Origin of the sequence: Paraburkholderia sp. GAS206C (genome assembly GCF_050435645.1) — a bacterium.
Taxonomy (GTDB): domain Bacteria; phylum Pseudomonadota; class Gammaproteobacteria; order Burkholderiales; family Burkholderiaceae; genus Paraburkholderia; species Paraburkholderia phenazinium_B.
On sequence record NZ_JBNDKR010000002.1, the window covers coordinates 664,618 to 683,724 of the forward strand.

Here is a 19,107-nt window from a genome sequence, read left to right on the forward strand (position 1 = left end):
GCGTCACCCAAACACCCGCTTCCACAACGCCAGCACAGCCGCACGCTCCGCCTCGACGGTCTCCGGCTCGACGCGCGCCTTCTCCATCCCGTCGAGCCTCAACCTGTGCTGCAGCTTGCGATACGTGCGATAAGCCGCGCCAACCGTCTCGGCCTCTTCCTCGCTCATCATCCCAAAGCGCGACACCTCACGCAGCAACGCGATATTGCCGGTATTGCGGATCAGCTCGGGGTCACGCGCAGCGTGCAGCAGCACCCAATACTGAACGGTGAATTCGATATCCACCATCCCGCCGCGATCGTGTTTCAGATCGAACAGCTCGGTACGGTTTGGATGGCCGGCCTCGACACGTTCGCGCATCTCGACAATCTCTTTGGCGAGCGGCCCGGCCTCGCGCGGCGTGGTCAGAACCTGCTCGCGGATCGCTTCGAACCTCGCGCCAATCTCGGCATCGCCCGCGCAGTAGCGTGCCCGCGACAACGCCTGGTGTTCCCACACCCACGCCGTATTAGCCGCATCGCCCTCGCGTAGCTGATAGCGCCTGAACGCGTCCAGATCGGTGACGAGCAGTCCCGATTCGCCGTTCGGCCGCAGCCGCAGGTCCACGTCGAACAGCGTGCCCGCACCGGTCGCCATGGTCAGCCACGTGATCAGACGCCGCGTGTAGGTGGAATAGACGTCGGCGGCCGCATCGTCGGGGTCGTCGTAGAGAAAGATCAGGTCGAGGTCCGACGCGTAGCCCAGTTCCTTACCGCCCAGTTTCCCGTACGCGATGATGGCAAAACGCGGCACCTCGCGATGACGTTTGGCCAGTTGCTTCCAGACTGCCTCGAGCGTCACGTCGAGCACGGCATCGGCCAGTTCGGAGAGCCGGTCGCTCACGTGTTCCACGCTCAGCTTGCCGGCCAGATCGATCAGCAGGATGCGGAACACTTCAGCCTGGTGCGCATGGCGCAGCAAATCCATCTGTTGTTCGACGCCGTCCGCCGCGGCAAGGCGCAAGCGCAGCGTGCGCTTGAACTCGGCCCAGTCGAACGGGCTCGCAATCGCTTCGTCATCGAGCAGTTCGTCGAGCAGTTGCGGATGGCGGATCAGATAACCGGCCGCCCAATGCGAGGCGCCCAGCACCGACAGTACGCGGTGCAACGCCTGCGGATATTCGGTCAACAGCGCCAGATACGCGCCGCGCCGGCTCACGGCCTCGAGCAGGTCGAAGAAGCGCGCCACCGTGTCGCCACGCCGCGCGGGCGGCTCCAACGTGCGCGCGGCTTCGAGCGCTCGCTGCGCGACAATATCGAAGCGCTGCCGGCTACGCTCCGCAAGCCCCGCGTAGCGCGACGAATTCCACACGGCGCGCAGGCGCGCGAGCAACTCGGCGGGCTCGGGAATTCCCAGTTCGGCGATGCGCGCCTGCAGCGCAGCTTCCGCACTATCGTCGGCCAGCGCGCTACTCCAGACCCACACCGCGGCACCGTCTTCCGGCGCACCGCAACCGTCGCGGCCGTTCACCTTGTCGGCGAAAATCTGGTCGAACTGCTGCTCGACCATCTCGCGATGCGCGTCGAGCTTCACCATCAGCGCCGCGTAATCGTCGAAACCCATCGCATGGGCCAGCGCCGCGCGCTCTTCCGGATCCACCGGCATCGCATGCGTTTGCGCGTCATTGCGATACTGCAGCCGATGCTCGAGTTCGCGCAGGAACCGATATGCCTGCGAGAGCCCCACACACACGACCGGCGCGATCAGACCATGCGTTGCGGCGTGGCGCAGCACGGTGAGCGTCGGCCGCACGCGCAGGCCCGCGTCCTGGCCGCCGCGAATCAACTGGAACACCTGGGCGCTAAATTCAATCTCGCGGATGCCGCCACGGCCAAGCTTGATGTCGTCGGCCTTGTCCGGCCGCATCGAGGCACGGCGCTGTGCCTCCTGGCGAATCTGCAGATGCAGCGCGCGGATCGCGCTGATCACGCCGAAGTCCAGATAGCGGCGATAGATAAACGGCGTGCAGATCGCATCGAGCTGCTTCTGCATGCGGCGTGCAGCGTCACTACTGCCTTCGGACACGAGCCGCCCCTTGATCCAGGCGTAGCGCTCCCACTCGCGGCCCTGCACGTAAAAATACTCTTCGAGCATGCCAAGACTACACACCAGCGGCCCCGAATCGCCGTTCGGCCGCAGCCGCATATCGACGCGAAATACATAACCGTCGGCAGTCACTTCGGCTAGCGCGGCGATCAGGCGTTTGCCGAGACGCGTGAAAAAGTCCTGTGTGGCAATCGCCGGACGCTGACCGCCAGCGGTCTCGCCGTCTTCTTCGTAAATGAAGATCAGGTCGATGTCAGACGATACGTTCAGCTCGCGTCCACCCAGCTTGCCCATTCCGACCACGCCGAGCGCAAGACGCTCGCCCTCGGGGCCGCGCGGCTCGCCGTAGAGCATTTCGAGATCGGCGGAGAGCACCGCCATCGCCCGCTGGATGGTCGTTTCGGCCAGATCGGTCATGGCTCCGGTGACTTCCGCAACATCGGCGCGCCCAGCCAGATCTCGCTCCATCACCGCGCAAAACACCTCGGTGCGTAACTGACGAAGCGCGCATTTGAGACCCTCTTCGGTCAACGAACCATCGGCGGAACTCGCCAACGCCGCGCACAGATCGTCGAAGCGGGCTTCGATCCGTTCGCGCGTGACGGGTTCTGCAGCCAAGGTCGCAATGCGTTCGGCCAGTTCGGGACGAGCCGCCAGCGCGCGCGCTGCGTAATGTGAATAGCTGGAACTCAGGAGTGTGGCTTGGGTCATCAAAGGTGTGGATCGTTCGTTGCTGTATCCATCTCATCACGGAGCCAGGCGCCGCGTCGCACAGGTCGCGAGACGGCATGGGCACAGGCTTTGAAGGATATTCGTCGCGACTGGCCCGTGTGTTACATTTCGTCGTCAGATCGCAAAACTACCATACGCCCATCCCCGCCGCAGCATGTCCGAGCGAAACGAATCCGCCGCGCAACAGGAAGCCGGACAAGTCAGGTCAGTGAGCGGCGACCACCACGTGGTGCTGCGCCACACCCTGAGAGTGCTGCTGGGGATCGCGCTCGTCGTTTATTTCATTGCAGCGGCTCTGTTCATGGGTCTGCGTTACGGCTTGCTGCCGTATGTCGATTCTTTCCGGCCGCGCATCGAAACCCTCGTCTCCGAGAAGATCCACGCGCAACTCACTATTGGCAAACTGGCGCCGCACTGGACCGGTTTCCAGCCCGGCATCGACGTCACCAACCTGATGATCCGGGACCGCGAGGGCAAGGTCGGGCTGAACATCCCGCATGCGACCGCCACGGTCTCGTGGAGTTCGCTGTGGCAATTCAAGCCGATCCTCTCGAGCCTGATCGTCAATCAGCCTGATGTGCTGATCGAGCGCGGCAGCGACGGCTCGCTCTCGGTCGCCGGCGTTGTGGCGCCGAGCACCCATACCGGCAATGACACCTTCAGCTCGTGGCTACTCCGCCAGCAGGCCATTGTGCTGCGCGGCGGCACGCTAAGGTGGCACGACGCACGCCACGATGCGCCTGAACTTGCGCTGCAGAACATTCGTCTGGCCATTCTCAACGACGGCTATAACCACCACCTCGCGCTACAGGCGCCGCCGGACGGCCGGGTCCTGCATGGCCCGCTCGATTTCCGCGTGTACTTCAAACATGCGCCTTTGTCGGCTATCGGCAAGCCGATCAACTGGACCGGCCAGGCTTACGTGTCGACCGGCCCGGTCGATCTGCCCGCGCTAGCTCACTACATGGATTTCCCGATCGAGACGTTCGCGGGCCGGATCGACAACGCTATCTGGATCGACTTCGCCCAAGGCCGGACGACCTCGGCGAGCGGCGAGCTGAGCGGCTCCGATATCTCGTTGCGCGTGCGGCCGACCCAGCCGCGCCTGGACGTGCCGGTCGCGAGCTTTTCCTGGAAAGTCGAGACGGGGCCGGACGACTACACGCTGCAACTGAACCACTTGCACGCGGAACTCGGCCAGCCGCCGCTCGAGGACGGCACGCCGCTCACCCGCACGCTGGCCCTCACCACTTTAAGCGGCCACTACCGCCGCGCATCGGTACAGCACGGCCAGTTGTTCAGCGTGACCGGCGACCGTGTCGATCTCGGCATACTCGCCGAATTCAGTCGTGCGCTCCCGCTCTCGGGACATCTGCTGAATGAACTGGTGCGCTTCGATCCTCGCGGCCTGGTGGCGAACTACCTGATCGAGGTCGAACGGGCCAGGCCCGAATCCGGCGAGGCGGCCAGCGAACGTAATGCAGGGGGCGCCGAGCCGATCGTGCGCTACCGCTTCAAGGCGGACCTGCAGGGCATCAGCGTCGCGGCCCAGGAGCCGCCGCCAGGGCTCACCCCGTTGGGTCACCCGCGGGCCGGCTTGCCTGGCGTGGAGAATCTGTGGGGTAGCGTCGACGCCGACGAAAATCATGGCGCCATGAGCATCGACACCAACAACGTGGCCCTTACGCTGCCTGGTGTTTTCGATAACCCGCGCCTCAGATTCGACCGCCTGAAGGGTCGCGGCAGCTGGACGGTCAAGCCGGCGGCGCCAGGTGAAGCCCACAAGGCGTTTGCCATTACCGTCCCGGAACTGAGCGTCGCCAATGCGGATGCGGTCGCTTCGGCGACCGCGAACTACAGCAATCCCGGCCACGGTCGCGGCTCGCTCGACCTGACGGCGAAGTTCGAGCACGCCCAGGTCACGCGGATCGTCCGCTACCTGCCCACCAGCATCCCCGAGAAGCTGCGCACCTACCTGGGTCACGGGCTGCAAGCCGGCATCTCGCGCGGCGGGGTGATCGAGATACACGGCGATCTCACCAAATTCCCCTACTCGCGCGACCCAACTGCCGGCGTGTTCCAGATCGTGGCGCCGTTCAAGGGCGGCAAGTTCGACCCGTCACCGTTCCCGCCGCGCATGATGAAAGACGGCGTGACGCCGAATGTGTGGCCGCCGCTGGATGGTATCGACGGCACCTTCTCGCTGAAAGAGAACGTGCTGCGCTTCGACGTCGATCGCGCGCACTACAAGCGCGTCGCGCTCGGCAAGGTCAGCGGCAAGATCGACGATCTGGGCACCAAGGCATCGAGCCTGGTCATCAACGGCGATGGACACGGGCCGCTCGCCGACATGCTCGACTACGTCAATGCGAGTTCGCTCGGCAGTCTCTCGAAGCATGTCGGCGAAAAGGTACAGGCCGAAGGGCCCGCGTCGCTAGCACTGAAGCTGACAGTGCCGCGTACGCCGAAACCGCACATCGCCGTCGAGGGTGCAATCGGCTTCCAGAACAACCGTCTCAGCACCGACAACGTGCCGCCGCTGTCGCAACTGACCGGCAAGGTTCACTTCACCGAACACACCGCCCAGCTCGATCACTTGAGCGGCCAGTTCATGGGCGGTGACGTGCACGCCAACGGCGGTGTGCAGAACAACGGCACTTACGCGCTTGATCTGAACGGCCACATTGCCGTCGACGCAGCACGCGGCCTGAATCTGCACGGACCAGCCGCCCAGGTACTCACGCGCATGAACGGCAGCGCGCCCTACGAGCTGAACGTAACGGGAGCCAAGGGGCGCCTGCCTAATGTCACGGCCAACTCCGACCTGACCAGCCTCGCGCTCGATTTCCCCGCGCCGTTCAACAAGCCGCTCGGCCAACCGATGCCGCTGCATTTCACCTTCAAGCCCGCCGCCCCGGAAAGCGACGCCGGCCTGCAACGCGCCGACCTCAAGTTCGGCCCGATAGCCGCCACCTACCTGCTGCGCCACACGCCGGGCCAGCCGCCGGAGGTGGTGGTCGGCGCAGTCGGCGTCAACAAGCCGGCTGAACTGCCGAGCGAAGGCGTGATCGCCGCGGTCGACATCGACGCGTTCGACGCGGATCAATGGCGCGCCCTGGTGACCCAGATGCGCAGCAAGGAAACGCCCCCGCCGCCCGGCACTCCGGCGAGCGCCCCCAACCCGACGCTTACGCAGTTCCTGCCGAACCGCTTTGCCGTGCATATCGGCACATTGACGCTGCTCAAGCGCCACTGGGAAAGCGTGATCGTCGGCGCATCGCGGGACAACGGCAACTGGCAGGCCAACATCGCCTCGAATCAGGTTTCCGGACACGTGGCCTGGCTGCCCGGCCCCGTCAAAGGTTCGCCGGGGACACTGCAGGCCCGTCTCGCCCGCCTGGTGATTCCGTCTGCCACCGAAAACGATCTGCTCGGCCAGGCGATCTCGGCCCCGGCGCAGAATATGCCGACGATCGATCTGGTGGTGAACGAACTGATCGTGCGCGACCACAACATCGGCAGTCTCGAAGTCGACGCGCATAACTTCCAGGAAGACGGCGTGCCGGTCTGGCAGCTGGACAAGCTCGACATCACCAACCCGGCTGCCACGCTGACCGCCACCGCCAACTGGCGCACCTCGACGCAGCTCGGCGCCAATGCCGACGAAGACACGCCAAAGCGCACCGTGTTCGACTTCAAGCTCGATATCAAGGATGCCGGCGCGCTGCTCCAGCAGTTCGGCCAGCCGCGCACGCTCAAGGGCGGTAGCGGCACGCTGTCGGGCAAGGTCGTCTGGCGCGGCGGCCCGACCCGCATCGACTATCCGACGCTGAACGGCAACCTGGCCGTCGACATGCGCCATGGCCAGATTCTCAAGGTCGATCCGGGCGTCGCCAAGCTGCTGGGCGTGCTGAGCCTGCAAAGCCTTGCGCGCTTTGCGACGCTCAATTTCAAGGACGTGATCGGCGAAGGTCTGCCGTTTGAAAGCGTGACCGGAACCGGACAGATCAGCGACGGCATCGGCCGCACCGACAACTTCAGGATGGTGACCGCCCCGGCCCGCGCCGAGATGGCGGGCTCGGTGGATCTCGCGCAAGAGACCCAGGACCTGCACGTGCACATCGTGCCGACCGTCAGCGCGGGCGCTGGCGTGGTGGCGGCCACGGTGATCAATCCGCTGTTCGGCCTCGCTGCGCTGGTGGCGGACTTCGCGCTGTCGAAGTCGATTTCCAAGGCGTTCGCAATGGACTACGCCATCACCGGTTCATGGTCAAAACCCCACGTCGAGCGGGTGCGCGGCGATCGCGGTAAGATGGACCTGCCGGCTTCGACCGTGGAAGCGCAGTGAGCCCCGCAGCGAGCCCATATCGCCGGGTTCAGTGGTCCCGCGGTGGCGAAGCGGCGGCGGTACAGCCTTGATCGACGTATGCAGCGCCTGCGGTCGGCGTTGCCCAGCCGGGAGTCTTCGAAACGCTCATGAGCGAACAACACGCCAATCCCCCCTCCCTTAGCCCGTCCTTCCGCGTCGCCGCATTGCAGATGGTGAGCACGCCGGATCGCGACCGCAATCTCGCCGAAGCCGAACGCCTCATTGCCGAGGCCGCTGCCGACGGCACGCAGCTCGTCCTGCTGCCCGAATACTTCTGTTTCATGGGTTTTAAGGACACCGACAAGCTCAGCGTACGCGAACCCTATGGCGACGGCCCGATCCAGCGCTTTCTTTCCGACGCGGCGCGCCGCCACGGCGTCTGGGTAATAGGCGGCACATTGCCGATCACGGCGCCCGAAGCGAACCGCGTCCTGAATACCACGCTGGTATTCAACCCAAAGGGCGAGGAAGCCGCGCGCTACGACAAGATTCACCTGTTCAACTTCGAAAAAGGTGAAGAATCGTTCGACGAAGCGCGCACCATCCGCCCGGGCTCCGAGGTCCGCACCTTCGAGGCGCCGTTCGGAAGAGTCGGCCTGTCGGTCTGCTACGATTTGCGTTTCCCGGAGCTGTACCGCCGGCTGGGCGATTGCGCGTTGATCGTGGTGCCTTCCGCTTTCACCTACACGACCGGCCGCGCGCACTGGGAAATGCTGCTGCGCGCCCGCGCCGTCGAGAACCAGTGTTACGTGCTCGCTGCGGCGCAAGGCGGCAAGCACGAGAACGGCCGCCGCACATGGGGACACAGCATGCTGATCGACCCGTGGGGCGAGATCGTCGCGGTACGCGAGGAAGGTGCCGGCGTGGTGGCCGGCAATCTCGAACGGGCACGCATCGACGAAGTCCGGCAGAGCCTGCCGGCCTGGCGTCACCGCGTACTGACGAGTTAAAACTGCACCAGACATTGAAAGTCCGACGCCGCCCACCCATGTATGTGATGCGCGTGCGCCAACCGAACCCCTTTGTATCGAGCAGAAGACACTTCGCATGAACATCATCGAACCCGGTATCCGTAATCTCGCCACTGCCAAGGACGTGCTCCTCACGCCCTACGGCCTCGACGAAGCTCTGCTGTCACGCACGCTCGCCGAAATCTTCACGCACCGCATCGACTACGCGGACCTGTATTTCCAGGCCACCCGCAGCGAAGCCTGGAGCCTTGAAGAAGGTATCGTGAAATCTGGCAGCTTCAGCATCGATCAAGGGGTGGGCGTACGCGCCGTCTCGGGCGACCGGACCGCGTTTGCCTACTCGGACGATCTGTCGCCCGAGGCCATTCGCCAGGCCGCGCTCGCCACTCGCTCGATCGCCAAGGCCGGCGGCGGCAAGCAGAAGATCAAGGTTGCCCCTTCGCTGACCGGCATTGCCGGACGCGACCTGTATCTGCCGTCCGATCCGCTGCATTCGCTCGACGCGACCGCCAAGGTCAAACTGCTCGAGCGCGTCGAACAGATGGCGCGCAGCCGCGATCCGCGTATCACCCAGGTGATGGCGGGTCTGGCCGGCGAATACGACGTGGTGCTGGTGGCGCGCAGCGACGGCGCGCTCGCCGCGGACATCCGGCCGCTGGTGCGTGTCTCCGTCACGGTGATCGCTGAGCAGAACGGCCGCCGCGAGATCGGCAGCGGCGGCGGCGGTGGCCGCTTTGATTACGGCTATTTCACGGACGCCGTGTTGTCGAAGTACGTCGATGACGCCGTGCATGCTGCGCTGGTCAACCTCGACGCCCGCCCGGCCCCGGCCGGCGCAATGACCGTCGTGCTGGGACCGGGCTGGCCCGGCGTGCTGCTGCACGAAGCGATCGGCCACGGTCTGGAAGGCGACTTCAACCGCAAGGGATCGTCGGCGTTCGCGGGACGCATCGGCGAACGGGTCGCGGCCAAGGGCGTCACGGTGGTCGACGACGGCACGCTGCCGAACCGCCGCGGCTCGCTCAATATCGACGACGAAGGCAATCCGACCCAGTGCACCACGCTGATCGAGGACGGCATCCTGAAGGGTTATATCCAGGACACGCTGAACGCCCGCCTCATGAAGATGCCGGTGACGGGCAACGCGCGCCGCGAGTCGTACGCCGCCCTGCCGATGCCGCGCATGACCAACACCTACATGCTGAACGGCGACAAGGATCCGCAGGAAATCATCGCCTCGGTGAAAAACGGCCTGTACGCGGTGAATTTCGGCGGCGGTCAGGTCGACATCACCAACGGCAAGTTCGTATTCTCGGCGTCCGAGGCCTACATGATCGAAGACGGCAAGGTGACGTATCCGGTGAAGGGCGCGACGCTGATCGGCAGCGGCCCGGAATCGCTCAAGTTCGTCAGCATGATCGGCAACGATATGGCGCTGGATTCCGGTGTCGGCGTATGTGGCAAGGAAGGTCAAAGCGTGCCGGTGGGCGTTGGCCAACCGACCCTGCGCATCGAGAGGATGACGGTGGGCGGCACGGCCTGATCGCCAAAAACGCATACTTCGTGCAAATTTTTCACGAAGTATGCGGATAATCCGCATTTTTAGCGCCCACCGGTTGTCAATCGAGACTACCCGGGTTATAAAGTCAACCACCCTTTTTGACGCACGACCTTACTTCGCCATGTCCGCCAAGTTTTATTTTTACTTTTTCTGGCATCTCAGACCGCTGGCGGATCGAGAGGGGTGTTAGTGCACGTAAGGCACCCGAAATTCCCGAAAAACCGCCAGCGAGTCTGGCGGTTTTTTTTCGCCCCAAGCGAACACAACACGCACGCTACGAATTGAATCCTGGAGAACCACCATGCCCCCGCACAACACTGACGATGTCCGAATTCGAGAATTGAAAGAACTCACACCGCCCGCCCATCTGATCCGCGAATTCGCCTGCGAAGAGTCGGTGTCCGAGCTGATCTACCATTCGCGCCAGTCGATGCACCGCATCCTGCACGGCATGGAAGACCGCCTGATCGTCATCATCGGACCGTGCTCGATCCACGACACCAAGGCGGCGCTCGAATACGCGGGACGTCTGGTCGAACAGCGCAAGCGCTTCGCGGGCGAGCTCGAGATCGTGATGCGCGTGTACTTCGAAAAGCCGCGCACAACGGTGGGCTGGAAGGGTCTCATCAACGACCCGCATATGGACAACAGCTTCAAGATCAACGACGGTCTGCGCACCGCGCGCGAACTGCTGCTGCGCATCAACGAACTCGGCCTGCCGGCCGGCACCGAATACCTCGACATGATCAGCCCGCAATACATCGCCGATCTGATCTCGTGGGGCGCAATCGGCGCGCGCACGACCGAGTCGCAGGTGCATCGCGAATTGGCCTCCGGCCTGTCGTGCCCGGTGGGCTTCAAGAACGGCACCGACGGCAACGTGAAGATTGCCGTCGATGCCATCAAGGCCGCATCGCAGCCACACCATTTCCTTTCGGTGACGAAGGGCGGTCACTCCGCGATCGTCTCGACGGCCGGCAATGAGGACTGCCACATCATTCTGCGCGGCGGCAAGACGCCGAATTACGACGCGGACAGCGTGAACGGCGCCTGCGCCGATATCGGCAAGGCAGGCCTCGCGGCGCGTCTGATGATCGATGCGAGCCACGCCAATAGCTCGAAAAAGCACGAGAACCAGATTCCGGTGTGCGCAGATATTGGCCGCCAGATCGCCGGTGGCGACGAGCGCATCATCGGCGTGATGGTGGAATCGCATCTGGTGGCCGGCCGCCAGGACCTGAAAGAAGGCTGCGAGCTAACCTACGGCCAGAGCGTGACCGACGCCTGCATCGGTTGGGACGAAAGTCTCGGCGTGCTGGAAGGCCTGGCCGAAGCGGTCAAGCAGCGCCGCGTCGCTCGCGGCAGCGGGAATTAAGCGGAGATCGACCGCGTGCTCGCCTGCGCGCATTAGCAAGCTCGCAAGCGCGATCGTCTGCCTGCCAAAACGGCCCAACCGGCCTACGTCGGTTGGGCCGTTTGCCTTTGCACTGGCCATCCGGCTGAATGTTCGTTTATGTCACGTCCTTGTACTGTCACTACCCATGGTGGAAGCAGATGCATCTTGCTGCTTCTGGGGGATTGGTATACAATTTTATACATCAAGGACGTGCATGCAGTGGGACAAAGAAATTTGCTGGATGGGTTCCAGCTTTGACGATTTATTGGCCTTTCCGGACGAGGCACGCCGGAAGGCCGGTTTCCAACCCAGTAAAGTTCAGGCCGGCCTCGACCCTGACGACTGGAAACCGTTTGCTATCGTCGGCTCCGGTACGCGTGAAATCCGTATCAGTGAAGCGAACGGTATTTACCGCGTGATGTACGTGACGAAGTTCGTGGAAGCCATTTACGTGCTGCACTGCTTCCAGAAACAGAGCGAGGTCACGAGCCGGCACGACCGGGATATTGCTGAGGCGCGCTATCGCGCAGTGATCAACGAGACAAGGACATATCAATGACCATCGACACCAAAATCCGTCATGTGACGAAACCGGGTGCAAACCTGTTCCTCGAGCTGGGTTTCCCCGCTGAGGAAGCCGCACAGCTGCACGCCGTATCGCAAAAGGAAATCAACGACACGCGGCTCCTCAAGGAACAGTTGATGACCGAACTGTCTACATGGATCGACGAACACCATCTGAAGCAGGCCGATGCCGCCGAGATCCTGAAGGTGTCGCGCCCGCGCGTGTCGGACGTGGTCAACAAAAAGACCACCAAGTTCACCATCGATACGCTGGTCGAAATGATGAGCCGGATCGGCAAGCCGGTCACGCTGGAGATCGGCTAAGGCGCTTCGCACCTGCCGTCGTCGCGCACCTCGCGTCTTTATCGCTGCGCCTAGGCTGCTTACTTCGCGCCGCGCTCGTGCTGCCAGAGCACATCGCTGCCGCCATCCACGCGATTCAACACGCGCGCCAGCACAAACAGCAGATCGGACAGGCGGTTCACGTATTGACGAGGCGCGGCATTAATTGCCTCGCTCTGGCCAAGCGCCACGATGGCGCGTTCGGCCCGGCGGCACACCGTTCGGCACACATGCGCAAGCGCCGCTGAACGCGAGCCGCCAGGCAAGATGAATTCCTTCAGCGGCGGTAATGTCGCGTTGTAGTCATCAAGCCAGCCATCGAGCTGGGCCAAATGCTTGTCCGTGATGATCGTGTGGCCCGGAATGCAAAGTTCGCCGCCTAGGTCGAACAGGTCGTGCTGGATGGCGGTCAGCGCCAGGCGCACGTTCTCAGGCAGGTTTTCGCACAGCAACACGCCGAGATTCGAGTTCAGTTCGTCCACTTCGCCAATGGCTGTGATCCGCGCCTCGTCCTTGCGGACACGGCGGCCGTCGCCGAGACCCGTGGTGCCGTCGTCGCCCGTCCGGGTGGCAATCTTGCTCAAACGGTGACCCATGATATGTGCCGTCCTTTCAGTGTGGGATGCATCCGCGTGGCGGCCTGCCCGATGCCGATCCCGATATCGCGGCCATTATAGGTTCGGCCAGCCGGCGAGGTGCCGCGGTTCGGCGTAAAGCCCGGTGTTCGGCGTAAAATGAATCAGAAGCTACAGACGCCAAGCCCGTCTTCAGGAGACACTTGTGAATCATCCCGCGCCGCCGGCACCCTTGCGCCGCCCCTTCCCCGCTGAACTCCTCACTTCGCTTAAATCTGTCTTTGGCGAGCGGGTTTCGATTGCCGAAGCCGTGCGCGCCCATCATGGCCGCGACGAATCGCCGTTCGATCCGCAATTGCCTGACGCCGTGGTTTTCGCGCGCAATACGGAAGAGGTGCAGGCCATTGTCAGATTATGCGGGCAGCACGACGTGCCGATCATTCCTTACGGCAACGGTTCGTCGCTGGAAGGGCATCTGCTGGCGGTACAGGGCGGCGTGTCGATCGATCTGTCGGAAATGAACAAGGTCCTATCGATCAACGCGGAAGACCTTACCGTCACCGTCGAGCCGGGCATCTCACGCAAGCAGCTCAACGAAGCGCTTCGCGACACGGGTCTGTTTTTCCCGATCGATCCCGGCGCGGATGCCAGTATCGGCGGTATGTCGGCAACGCGCGCCTCGGGTACGAACGCCGTGCGCTACGGCACGATGCGCGAGAACGTGCTCGGCCTCACCGTGGTGCTGGCTGACGGCCGCGTCATCAAGACCGGTACACGGGCACGGAAGTCGTCGGCGGGGTACGACCTGACGCGCCTCTTTGTCGGCTCGGAGGGCACGCTCGGCGTCATCACCGAAATTACCTTGCGGCTTTATCCGCAACCGGAAGCCGTCTCGGCGGCGGTGTGCACGTTTCCTTCGATGGGCGACGCCGTGCGCGCCGTCATCGAGACCATCCAGATGGGTGTGCCGATTGCACGCGTGGAATTCGTGGATTCGCTCGCCATCCGTTCGATCAACCGCCATTCGAATCTCACGCTGCGCGAGGCGCCCACGCTCTTCTTCGAATTCCACGGCACCGAATCCGGCGTGAAGGAACAGGCGGAAACGGTGCAGGAAATCACCGCGCAAAACGCCGGAGAAGGCTTCGAATGGGCCACCCGTCCGGAAGACCGCAGCCGTCTCTGGAACGCCCGGCACAACGCCTACTTCGCAATGTTGCAACTGAAGCCCGGCTGCCGCGCGGTCACCACTGACGTTTGCGTGCCAATCTCGCGGCTCGCGGAATGCGTGGTCGAAACGGAGCAGGACCTGTTGGCCTCGCCGCTGCCCTGCCCGATCGTCGGTCATGTGGGCGACGGCAATTTCCACGTCGCGATCCTGATCGACCCGAACAAGCCCGAAGAGCTAGCGGAAGCCGAGCGGCTCAACCAGCGCATCGTGCAGCGCGCGTTGCGCATGGACGGCACCTGCACGGGCGAACACGGGGTCGGTTTGCACAAGATGGGCTTCCTGCTGGAAGAACACGGTGAGGTCGCCGTCGATACCATGCGTTCGATCAAGCATGCGCTCGACCCGCGTAACCTCATGAATCCCGGCAAGATTTTCGCGTGGGCCGCTTAGGGCATCGATAGATCACCCTATAGGCCGCCCCTGCTGGCACTTGTCATACCTCGCGCGGCAAAGCCGCGCGCCCGGCGCACCGGAGTACGAGGAGAGGAACCATGAATGCACCCGCCGAGCTGTCGGCTGAAGTGCTCGCGCAGCGCCAACGCGAGGTTGTGCAGGCACTGATGGCCGTGCTGCCGACCCATTGCCTGCTGTACCGCGAGGAAGACACCGTCGCCTACGAGTGCGACGGCCTCGCGGCATACCGCCGGCTACCGCTCGCCGTCGCGTTGCCGGAAACCGAATCGCAAGTGCAGCGAATCGTGCAGATCTGCCATCGGCTCGACCTGCCCATCGTCCCGCGCGGCGCGGGCACGGGGCTGTCGGGCGGCGCGATGCCGATCCGTCACGGTGTGGTGGTATCGCTGGCGCGCTTCCGCAAGATCGTGGAAGTAGACTCGTACGCGCGCACCGCGACCGTCCAGCCGGGCGTGCGCAATCTTGCAATCTCCGAGGCAGCCGCGCCCTACGGCCTTTACTACGCGCCCGATCCGTCCTCGCAGATCGCATGCACGATCGGCGGCAACGTCTCGGAAAATTCCGGCGGGGTCCATTGCCTCAAGTACGGCCTCACCGTGCACAACGTGCTGCGCGTGCGGGCCGTTACGATGGAAGGCGAAGTGATCGAGTTCGGCTCGCTCGCCCCCGATGCGCCGGGCCTCGACCTGCTGGCTGTAATGATCGGCAGCGAAGGCATGTTCGCCATCGTCACCGAAATCACCGTCAAGCTGATCCCCAAGCCGCAGACCGCGCAGGTCATCATGGCGAGTTTCGACGACGTGGTGAAAGGCGGAGATGCAGTCGCCGGCATCATTGCGGCGGGCATCATTCCGGCCGGACTGGAAATGATGGACAAACCCGCGACGCGCGCCGTCGAGGAGTTCGTCAAGGCCGGATACGATCTGGACGCTGCGGCGATTCTCCTATGCGAATCGGACGGCACGCCTGAAGAAGTGGCCGACGAAATCGTCCGAATGACGGCGGTGTTGCGCGAACAGGGCGCGACGCGCATCCAGATCTCCCGCTCCGAGCAGGAACGCCTGCGCTTCTGGTCCGGACGCAAGAATGCGTTCCCGGCCGCGGGCCGCATCTCACCCGATTACTACTGCATGGACGGCACCGTGCCGCGCCGCAGTATCGGACCGCTGCTCGCACGCATCGAAGCAATGGAAAAGAAGTATCAGTTGCGCTGCATGAACGTTTTCCATGCCGGCGACGGCAACATGCACCCGCTGATCCTGTTCAACGGCAACGATATGGACGAGTGGCACCGGGCCGAAGCGTTCGGCAGCGACATCCTCGAAACCTGCGTCGAACTGGGCGGGACCGTGACGGGTGAGCATGGCGTGGGCATCGAAAAGATCAATTCGATGTGCGTGCAGTTCTCGCCCGAAGAGCGCGATGCGTTCCATGCGGTCAAGCGGGCTTTCGATCCGCCCGGCTTGCTGAACCCCGACAAAGGTATCCCGACGCGGGCGCGCTGCGCCGAATACGGCAAGATGCACGTTCGCGGCGGGTTACTGCCGCATCCAGACCTGCCGCGGTTCTAAGGCTTCCGACAGACGGCGGGTGGCATCGGCAAGCGTGGAAGGCGCGGCGAGCGGACACGCGTTCCCCGCAGGCCGCCCCGTTCGCCATTCCGGCCCCAGCCTCCGGACAACCCGCTAGGGGTCCGCTCCGGGTTGTCAGTCAGTCCCCGACCGGTACAATCGAGCAAAACACAACGACGCAGGACAACATGGAAGAGGACGACACCGTCGCCGCATGGTCCGAACGTATCCGTTCGGCCACCGCCGAAGGCCGACCGCTACGCATTCGCGGCGGTGGCACCAAGGACTGGTACGGGCAGACGCTGGAGGGAGACATCCTCGACACGCGTGCGCATCGCGGCATCATTTCTTATGATCCGGCCGAACTGGTCATCACGGCGCGTGCCGGCACGCCGTTGCTAGAGATCGAGGCCGCGCTGGCCGACCACGCCCAGATGCTTCCCTTCGAACCACCCCATTTTGGCCCTAGCGCCACCCTCGGCGGCTGCATTGCGGCCGGAATCGCCGGGCCGCGCCGTCCATCGACAGGCGCGCCGCGCGACTTCGTGCTCGGCGCGGTCATCATGAACGGTCAGGGCCAGGTGCTGCACTTTGGCGGCCAGGTGGTGAAGAACGTGGCCGGCTACGATGTGTCGCGGCTGCTGGCTGGCTCACTCGGCACGCTTGGACTGATCCTCGAGCTGTCGATCAAGGTGCTGCCGCTGCAGCAGGCCGAAGCCACCCTCAAGTTCGACATGAACGGCACCGACGCGGTCCGCAAGCTCAATGAGTGGGGCGGCCGCCCCTTGCCGATTACGGCCAGCGCCTGGCGCCACGGCACGCTCGCCGTGCGCCTCGGCGGCGCCGAAGCGGCGGTCAAATCGGCGCGCTCGGCGCTCGGCGGCGAAGTCGTCGACGCGGTCGAGGCCGAACGTTTCTGGGCTGGACTGCGTGAGCAAACGGATCCCTTCTTCGCGGCCATCGCGCCGAAGGCTGCGCTCTGGCGCCTCGCGCTGCCATCCATTACAGAGCCGCTGCAACTACCCGGCGCCCAGCTGATGGAATGGGGCGGCGGCCAGCGCTGGTGGATTACCGACACCGACGCGCAAACCGTGCGCATCAGCGCCAAACAGGCCGGTGGCCACGCAACGATTTTCCGCACCGGGCAAAACTATGACCGCAGCGCCGGAGTGTTCACACCACTGCCCGCACCGTTAATGAAAATCCACCGTGGCCTGAAGGCCGCTTTCGACCCAGCCCGCATTTTCAATCGCGGCCGGCTGTACCCCGACTTCTGAGCGCGCGATGCAAACCAACCTCGCCGACTTCATTCGCGACACCGCTGACGGCATCGAAGCAGAATCGATCCTGCGCAAGTGCGTGCATTGCGGTTTCTGCACGGCCACCTGCCCCACCTACCAGTTGCTCGGCGACGAGCTCGACGGCCCGCGCGGACGCATCTATCTGATCAAGCAGATGGTCGAAGGCGCGGAGGTGACCCGTAGTACGCAAACGCATCTGGACCGCTGTCTGACCTGCCGCAACTGCGAGACCACTTGCCCGTCGGGCGTGCAGTATGGACGGCTGGTGGAAATCGGCCGCAAGATCACGGAAGAAAAGGTGACGCGGCCCTTCGGTCAACGGATGTTGCGGCGCGTGCTGGCGAGCGTCGTGCCGAATAGCGCACTGTTCACGCCGGCCATGCGGCTCGGCCAGCACGTGCGCGCGTTCCTGCCCAAGAAGCTGCGCGACAAGGTGCCGGCGCGCCAGCGGCCGCTCGAATGGCCGGCGAGGAAGCACGCGCGCAAGATGCTGATGCTCGCAGGATGCGTACAGCCATCGATGATGCCGAACGTCAACATCGCCACGGCACGCGTGCTGGATGCGCTCGGTGTAGAGACGATCGTGGCCCCGGAAGCCGGCTGCTGCGGCGCGATCCGTCTGCATCTCGGCTACAACGACGAAGCACTCGACGATATCCGCGCCAATATCGACGCCTGGTGGCCGCATGTCGAAGAAGGCGCGGAGGCCATCGTGATGAACGCCTCCGGCTGCGGCGCGACCGTCAAGGAATACGGACATCTGCTGCGCGACGATCCGGCGTATGCCGGGAAAGCACAGCGCATCACGGAAATGACGCGTGATATCTCCGAAGTTCTGCCTGAGTTCGAGGAAGCGCTGGTCGCGGTGACGCGCCGCCGCTCCGTGCATACCGTAGCGTTCCACCCGCCCTGCACCCTGCAGCACGGTCAGCAGTTGCGCGGCAAGGTCGAACACCTCCTTACTGCGCTCGGCATCGAAGTGCGCCTGCCGGCCGACAGCCATCTATGCTGCGGCTCGGCCGGCACGTATTCGTTGACGCAGCCTGCGCTATCGTACGCGCTGCGCGACCAGAAACTGGAAAAGCTGCAGGCTCAGGAGCCACAGGTGATCGTATCGGCCAACGTCGGCTGTATCGCCCATCTGCAAAGCGGCACATCGACGCCGGTGGCGCACTGGATCGAACTGGTCGAGCATATGCTGTACGCGTGAAGGGCAAAGTGGGGAGCGCGGGTCCGTATAATCGGGTACATCGTCTCTGCGCAGATTTCTTCTGACGTCTTCTCATGCCCGATCTCGACCACAACCTCGCCGCGGTTCAGCAGCGCATTGCTCTCGCCGCGCAACTCGCCTCACGCGACCCGCGCTCGGTCACCCTGCTCGCGGTTTCGAAAACGTTTCCCGCCGAAGATGTCCGCGCCGCACATGCGGCCGGACAGCATGCGTTTGGCGAGAACTATGTGCAGGAAGCGTTGACGAAAATCGAAACGCTGGCCAATCTGCGCGCTTCACTCGAATGGCATTTCATCGGGCCGCTGCAATCGAACAAGACGCGCCCGGTTGCGGAAAATTTCGATTGGGTGCATTCGGTCGATCGCCTGAAAATTGCGCAACGGCTCGCTGAACAACGCCCTGCCTATTTGCCGCCGCTGAACGTATGTCTGCAGGTGAACGTGAGCGGCGAAGCGTCGAAGGCCGGCGTGACACCGGCGGAAGCTGCAGAAACCGCACACGCTATCGCCGCGCTGCCGCAACTGCGCCTGCGCGGTCTGATGTCGATTCCCGAGCCCTCCGAAACCATCGACGCTCAGCGGGTACCGCATCGGCAGTTGCGTGAACTCTTCGAGCAGCTACGCGCCGATGGGCTCGAACTGGACACGCTGTCGATGGGCATGTCGAGCGATCTCGAAGCCGCAGTGCTCGAGGGTGCAACGATCGTGCGCGTCGGTACCGCGATTTTCGGCGCCCGCGACTACTCTCACTGAACCATCCCGGAA

The 19,107-nt window shown here is 63.8% G+C and carries 13 protein-coding genes; 11 read left to right on the plus strand and 2 right to left on the minus strand.

From position 1 onward, the window contains the following. Positions 1 to 3: 3 nt before the first annotated feature. Positions 4 to 2,796: a bifunctional [glutamate--ammonia ligase]-adenylyl-L-tyrosine phosphorylase/[glutamate--ammonia-ligase] adenylyltransferase gene (gene glnE, locus P3T20_RS07365; RefSeq protein ID WP_429286558.1), complete on the minus strand. Its 2,793-nt coding sequence runs from the start codon at positions 2,794 to 2,796 to the stop codon at positions 4 to 6. A gap of 175 nt (positions 2,797 to 2,971) precedes the next feature. Here glnE and P3T20_RS07370 point away from each other — a divergent pair, with 175 nt between their 5' ends. From P3T20_RS07370 to P3T20_RS07395, 6 genes are all read left to right on the plus strand, one after another. Beyond that, positions 2,972 to 7,165 carry a YhdP family protein gene (locus P3T20_RS07370; RefSeq protein WP_429286559.1) on the plus strand — a complete coding sequence of 1,398 codons (4,194 nt, stop codon included), beginning with the start codon at positions 2,972 to 2,974 and terminating at the stop codon, positions 7,163 to 7,165. 128 nt (positions 7,166 to 7,293) lie between these two features. Beyond that, positions 7,294 to 8,136 (plus strand): carbon-nitrogen hydrolase family protein, encoded by an 843-nt coding sequence (locus P3T20_RS07375; protein WP_429286560.1) that lies wholly within the window; start codon positions 7,294 to 7,296, stop codon positions 8,134 to 8,136. A gap of 97 nt (positions 8,137 to 8,233) precedes the next feature. Beyond that, positions 8,234 to 9,700, plus strand: coding sequence for a metalloprotease TldD (gene tldD, locus P3T20_RS07380; protein WP_429286561.1), 1,467 nt, complete (start codon positions 8,234 to 8,236; stop codon positions 9,698 to 9,700). Between the two features lie 319 nt (positions 9,701 to 10,019). Next, positions 10,020 to 11,093, plus strand: coding sequence for a 3-deoxy-7-phosphoheptulonate synthase AroG (gene aroG, locus P3T20_RS07385; protein WP_074265822.1), 1,074 nt, complete (start codon positions 10,020 to 10,022; stop codon positions 11,091 to 11,093). 235 nt (positions 11,094 to 11,328) lie between these two features. Next, on the plus strand, positions 11,329 to 11,673 hold the full coding sequence (locus tag P3T20_RS07390; RefSeq protein WP_429286562.1) for a type II toxin-antitoxin system RelE/ParE family toxin: 345 nt from the start codon (positions 11,329 to 11,331) through the stop codon (positions 11,671 to 11,673). Further along, positions 11,670 to 12,002 (plus strand): helix-turn-helix domain-containing protein, encoded by a 333-nt coding sequence (locus P3T20_RS07395; protein ID WP_074265824.1) that lies wholly within the window; start codon positions 11,670 to 11,672, stop codon positions 12,000 to 12,002. Before P3T20_RS07390 ends, P3T20_RS07395 begins: the two co-directional genes overlap by 4 nt. Positions 12,003 to 12,061: 59 nt before the next feature. Here the strand turns inward: P3T20_RS07395 and P3T20_RS07400 are convergent, their stop codons facing one another. Further along, positions 12,062 to 12,616: a cob(I)yrinic acid a,c-diamide adenosyltransferase gene (locus tag P3T20_RS07400; protein ID WP_429286563.1), complete on the minus strand. Its 555-nt coding sequence runs from the start codon at positions 12,614 to 12,616 to the stop codon at positions 12,062 to 12,064. Positions 12,617 to 12,800: 184 nt separating this feature from the next. On the opposite strand from P3T20_RS07400, the gene P3T20_RS07405 reads away from it, so the two are divergent. The 5 genes from P3T20_RS07405 (at position 12,801) to P3T20_RS07425 (ending at position 19,095) form a co-directional block, all read left to right on the plus strand. Further along, the gene (locus tag P3T20_RS07405) at positions 12,801 to 14,216 is read left to right on the plus strand and encodes an FAD-binding oxidoreductase (protein ID WP_429286564.1); all 1,416 of its coding nucleotides are present in this window, start codon (positions 12,801 to 12,803) and stop codon (positions 14,214 to 14,216) included. A 101-nt stretch (positions 14,217 to 14,317) separates the two neighbouring features. Further along, the gene (locus P3T20_RS07410) at positions 14,318 to 15,811 is read left to right on the plus strand and encodes an FAD-linked oxidase C-terminal domain-containing protein (RefSeq protein ID WP_429286565.1); all 1,494 of its coding nucleotides are present in this window, start codon (positions 14,318 to 14,320) and stop codon (positions 15,809 to 15,811) included. Positions 15,812 to 15,999: 188 nt separating this feature from the next. Beyond that, complete coding sequence (glcE, locus tag P3T20_RS07415) at positions 16,000 to 17,088, plus strand: glycolate oxidase subunit GlcE (RefSeq protein WP_074265828.1); 1,089 nt, start codon at positions 16,000 to 16,002, stop codon at positions 17,086 to 17,088. 7 nt (positions 17,089 to 17,095) lie between these two features. Next, positions 17,096 to 18,322 (plus strand): glycolate oxidase subunit GlcF, encoded by a 1,227-nt coding sequence (glcF, locus tag P3T20_RS07420; protein WP_074265829.1) that lies wholly within the window; start codon positions 17,096 to 17,098, stop codon positions 18,320 to 18,322. A gap of 74 nt (positions 18,323 to 18,396) precedes the next feature. After that, entirely contained in the window at positions 18,397 to 19,095 is a 699-nt protein-coding gene (locus P3T20_RS07425) for a YggS family pyridoxal phosphate-dependent enzyme (protein ID WP_429286566.1), read from the plus strand. Positions 19,096 to 19,107: the final 12 nt, after the last annotated feature.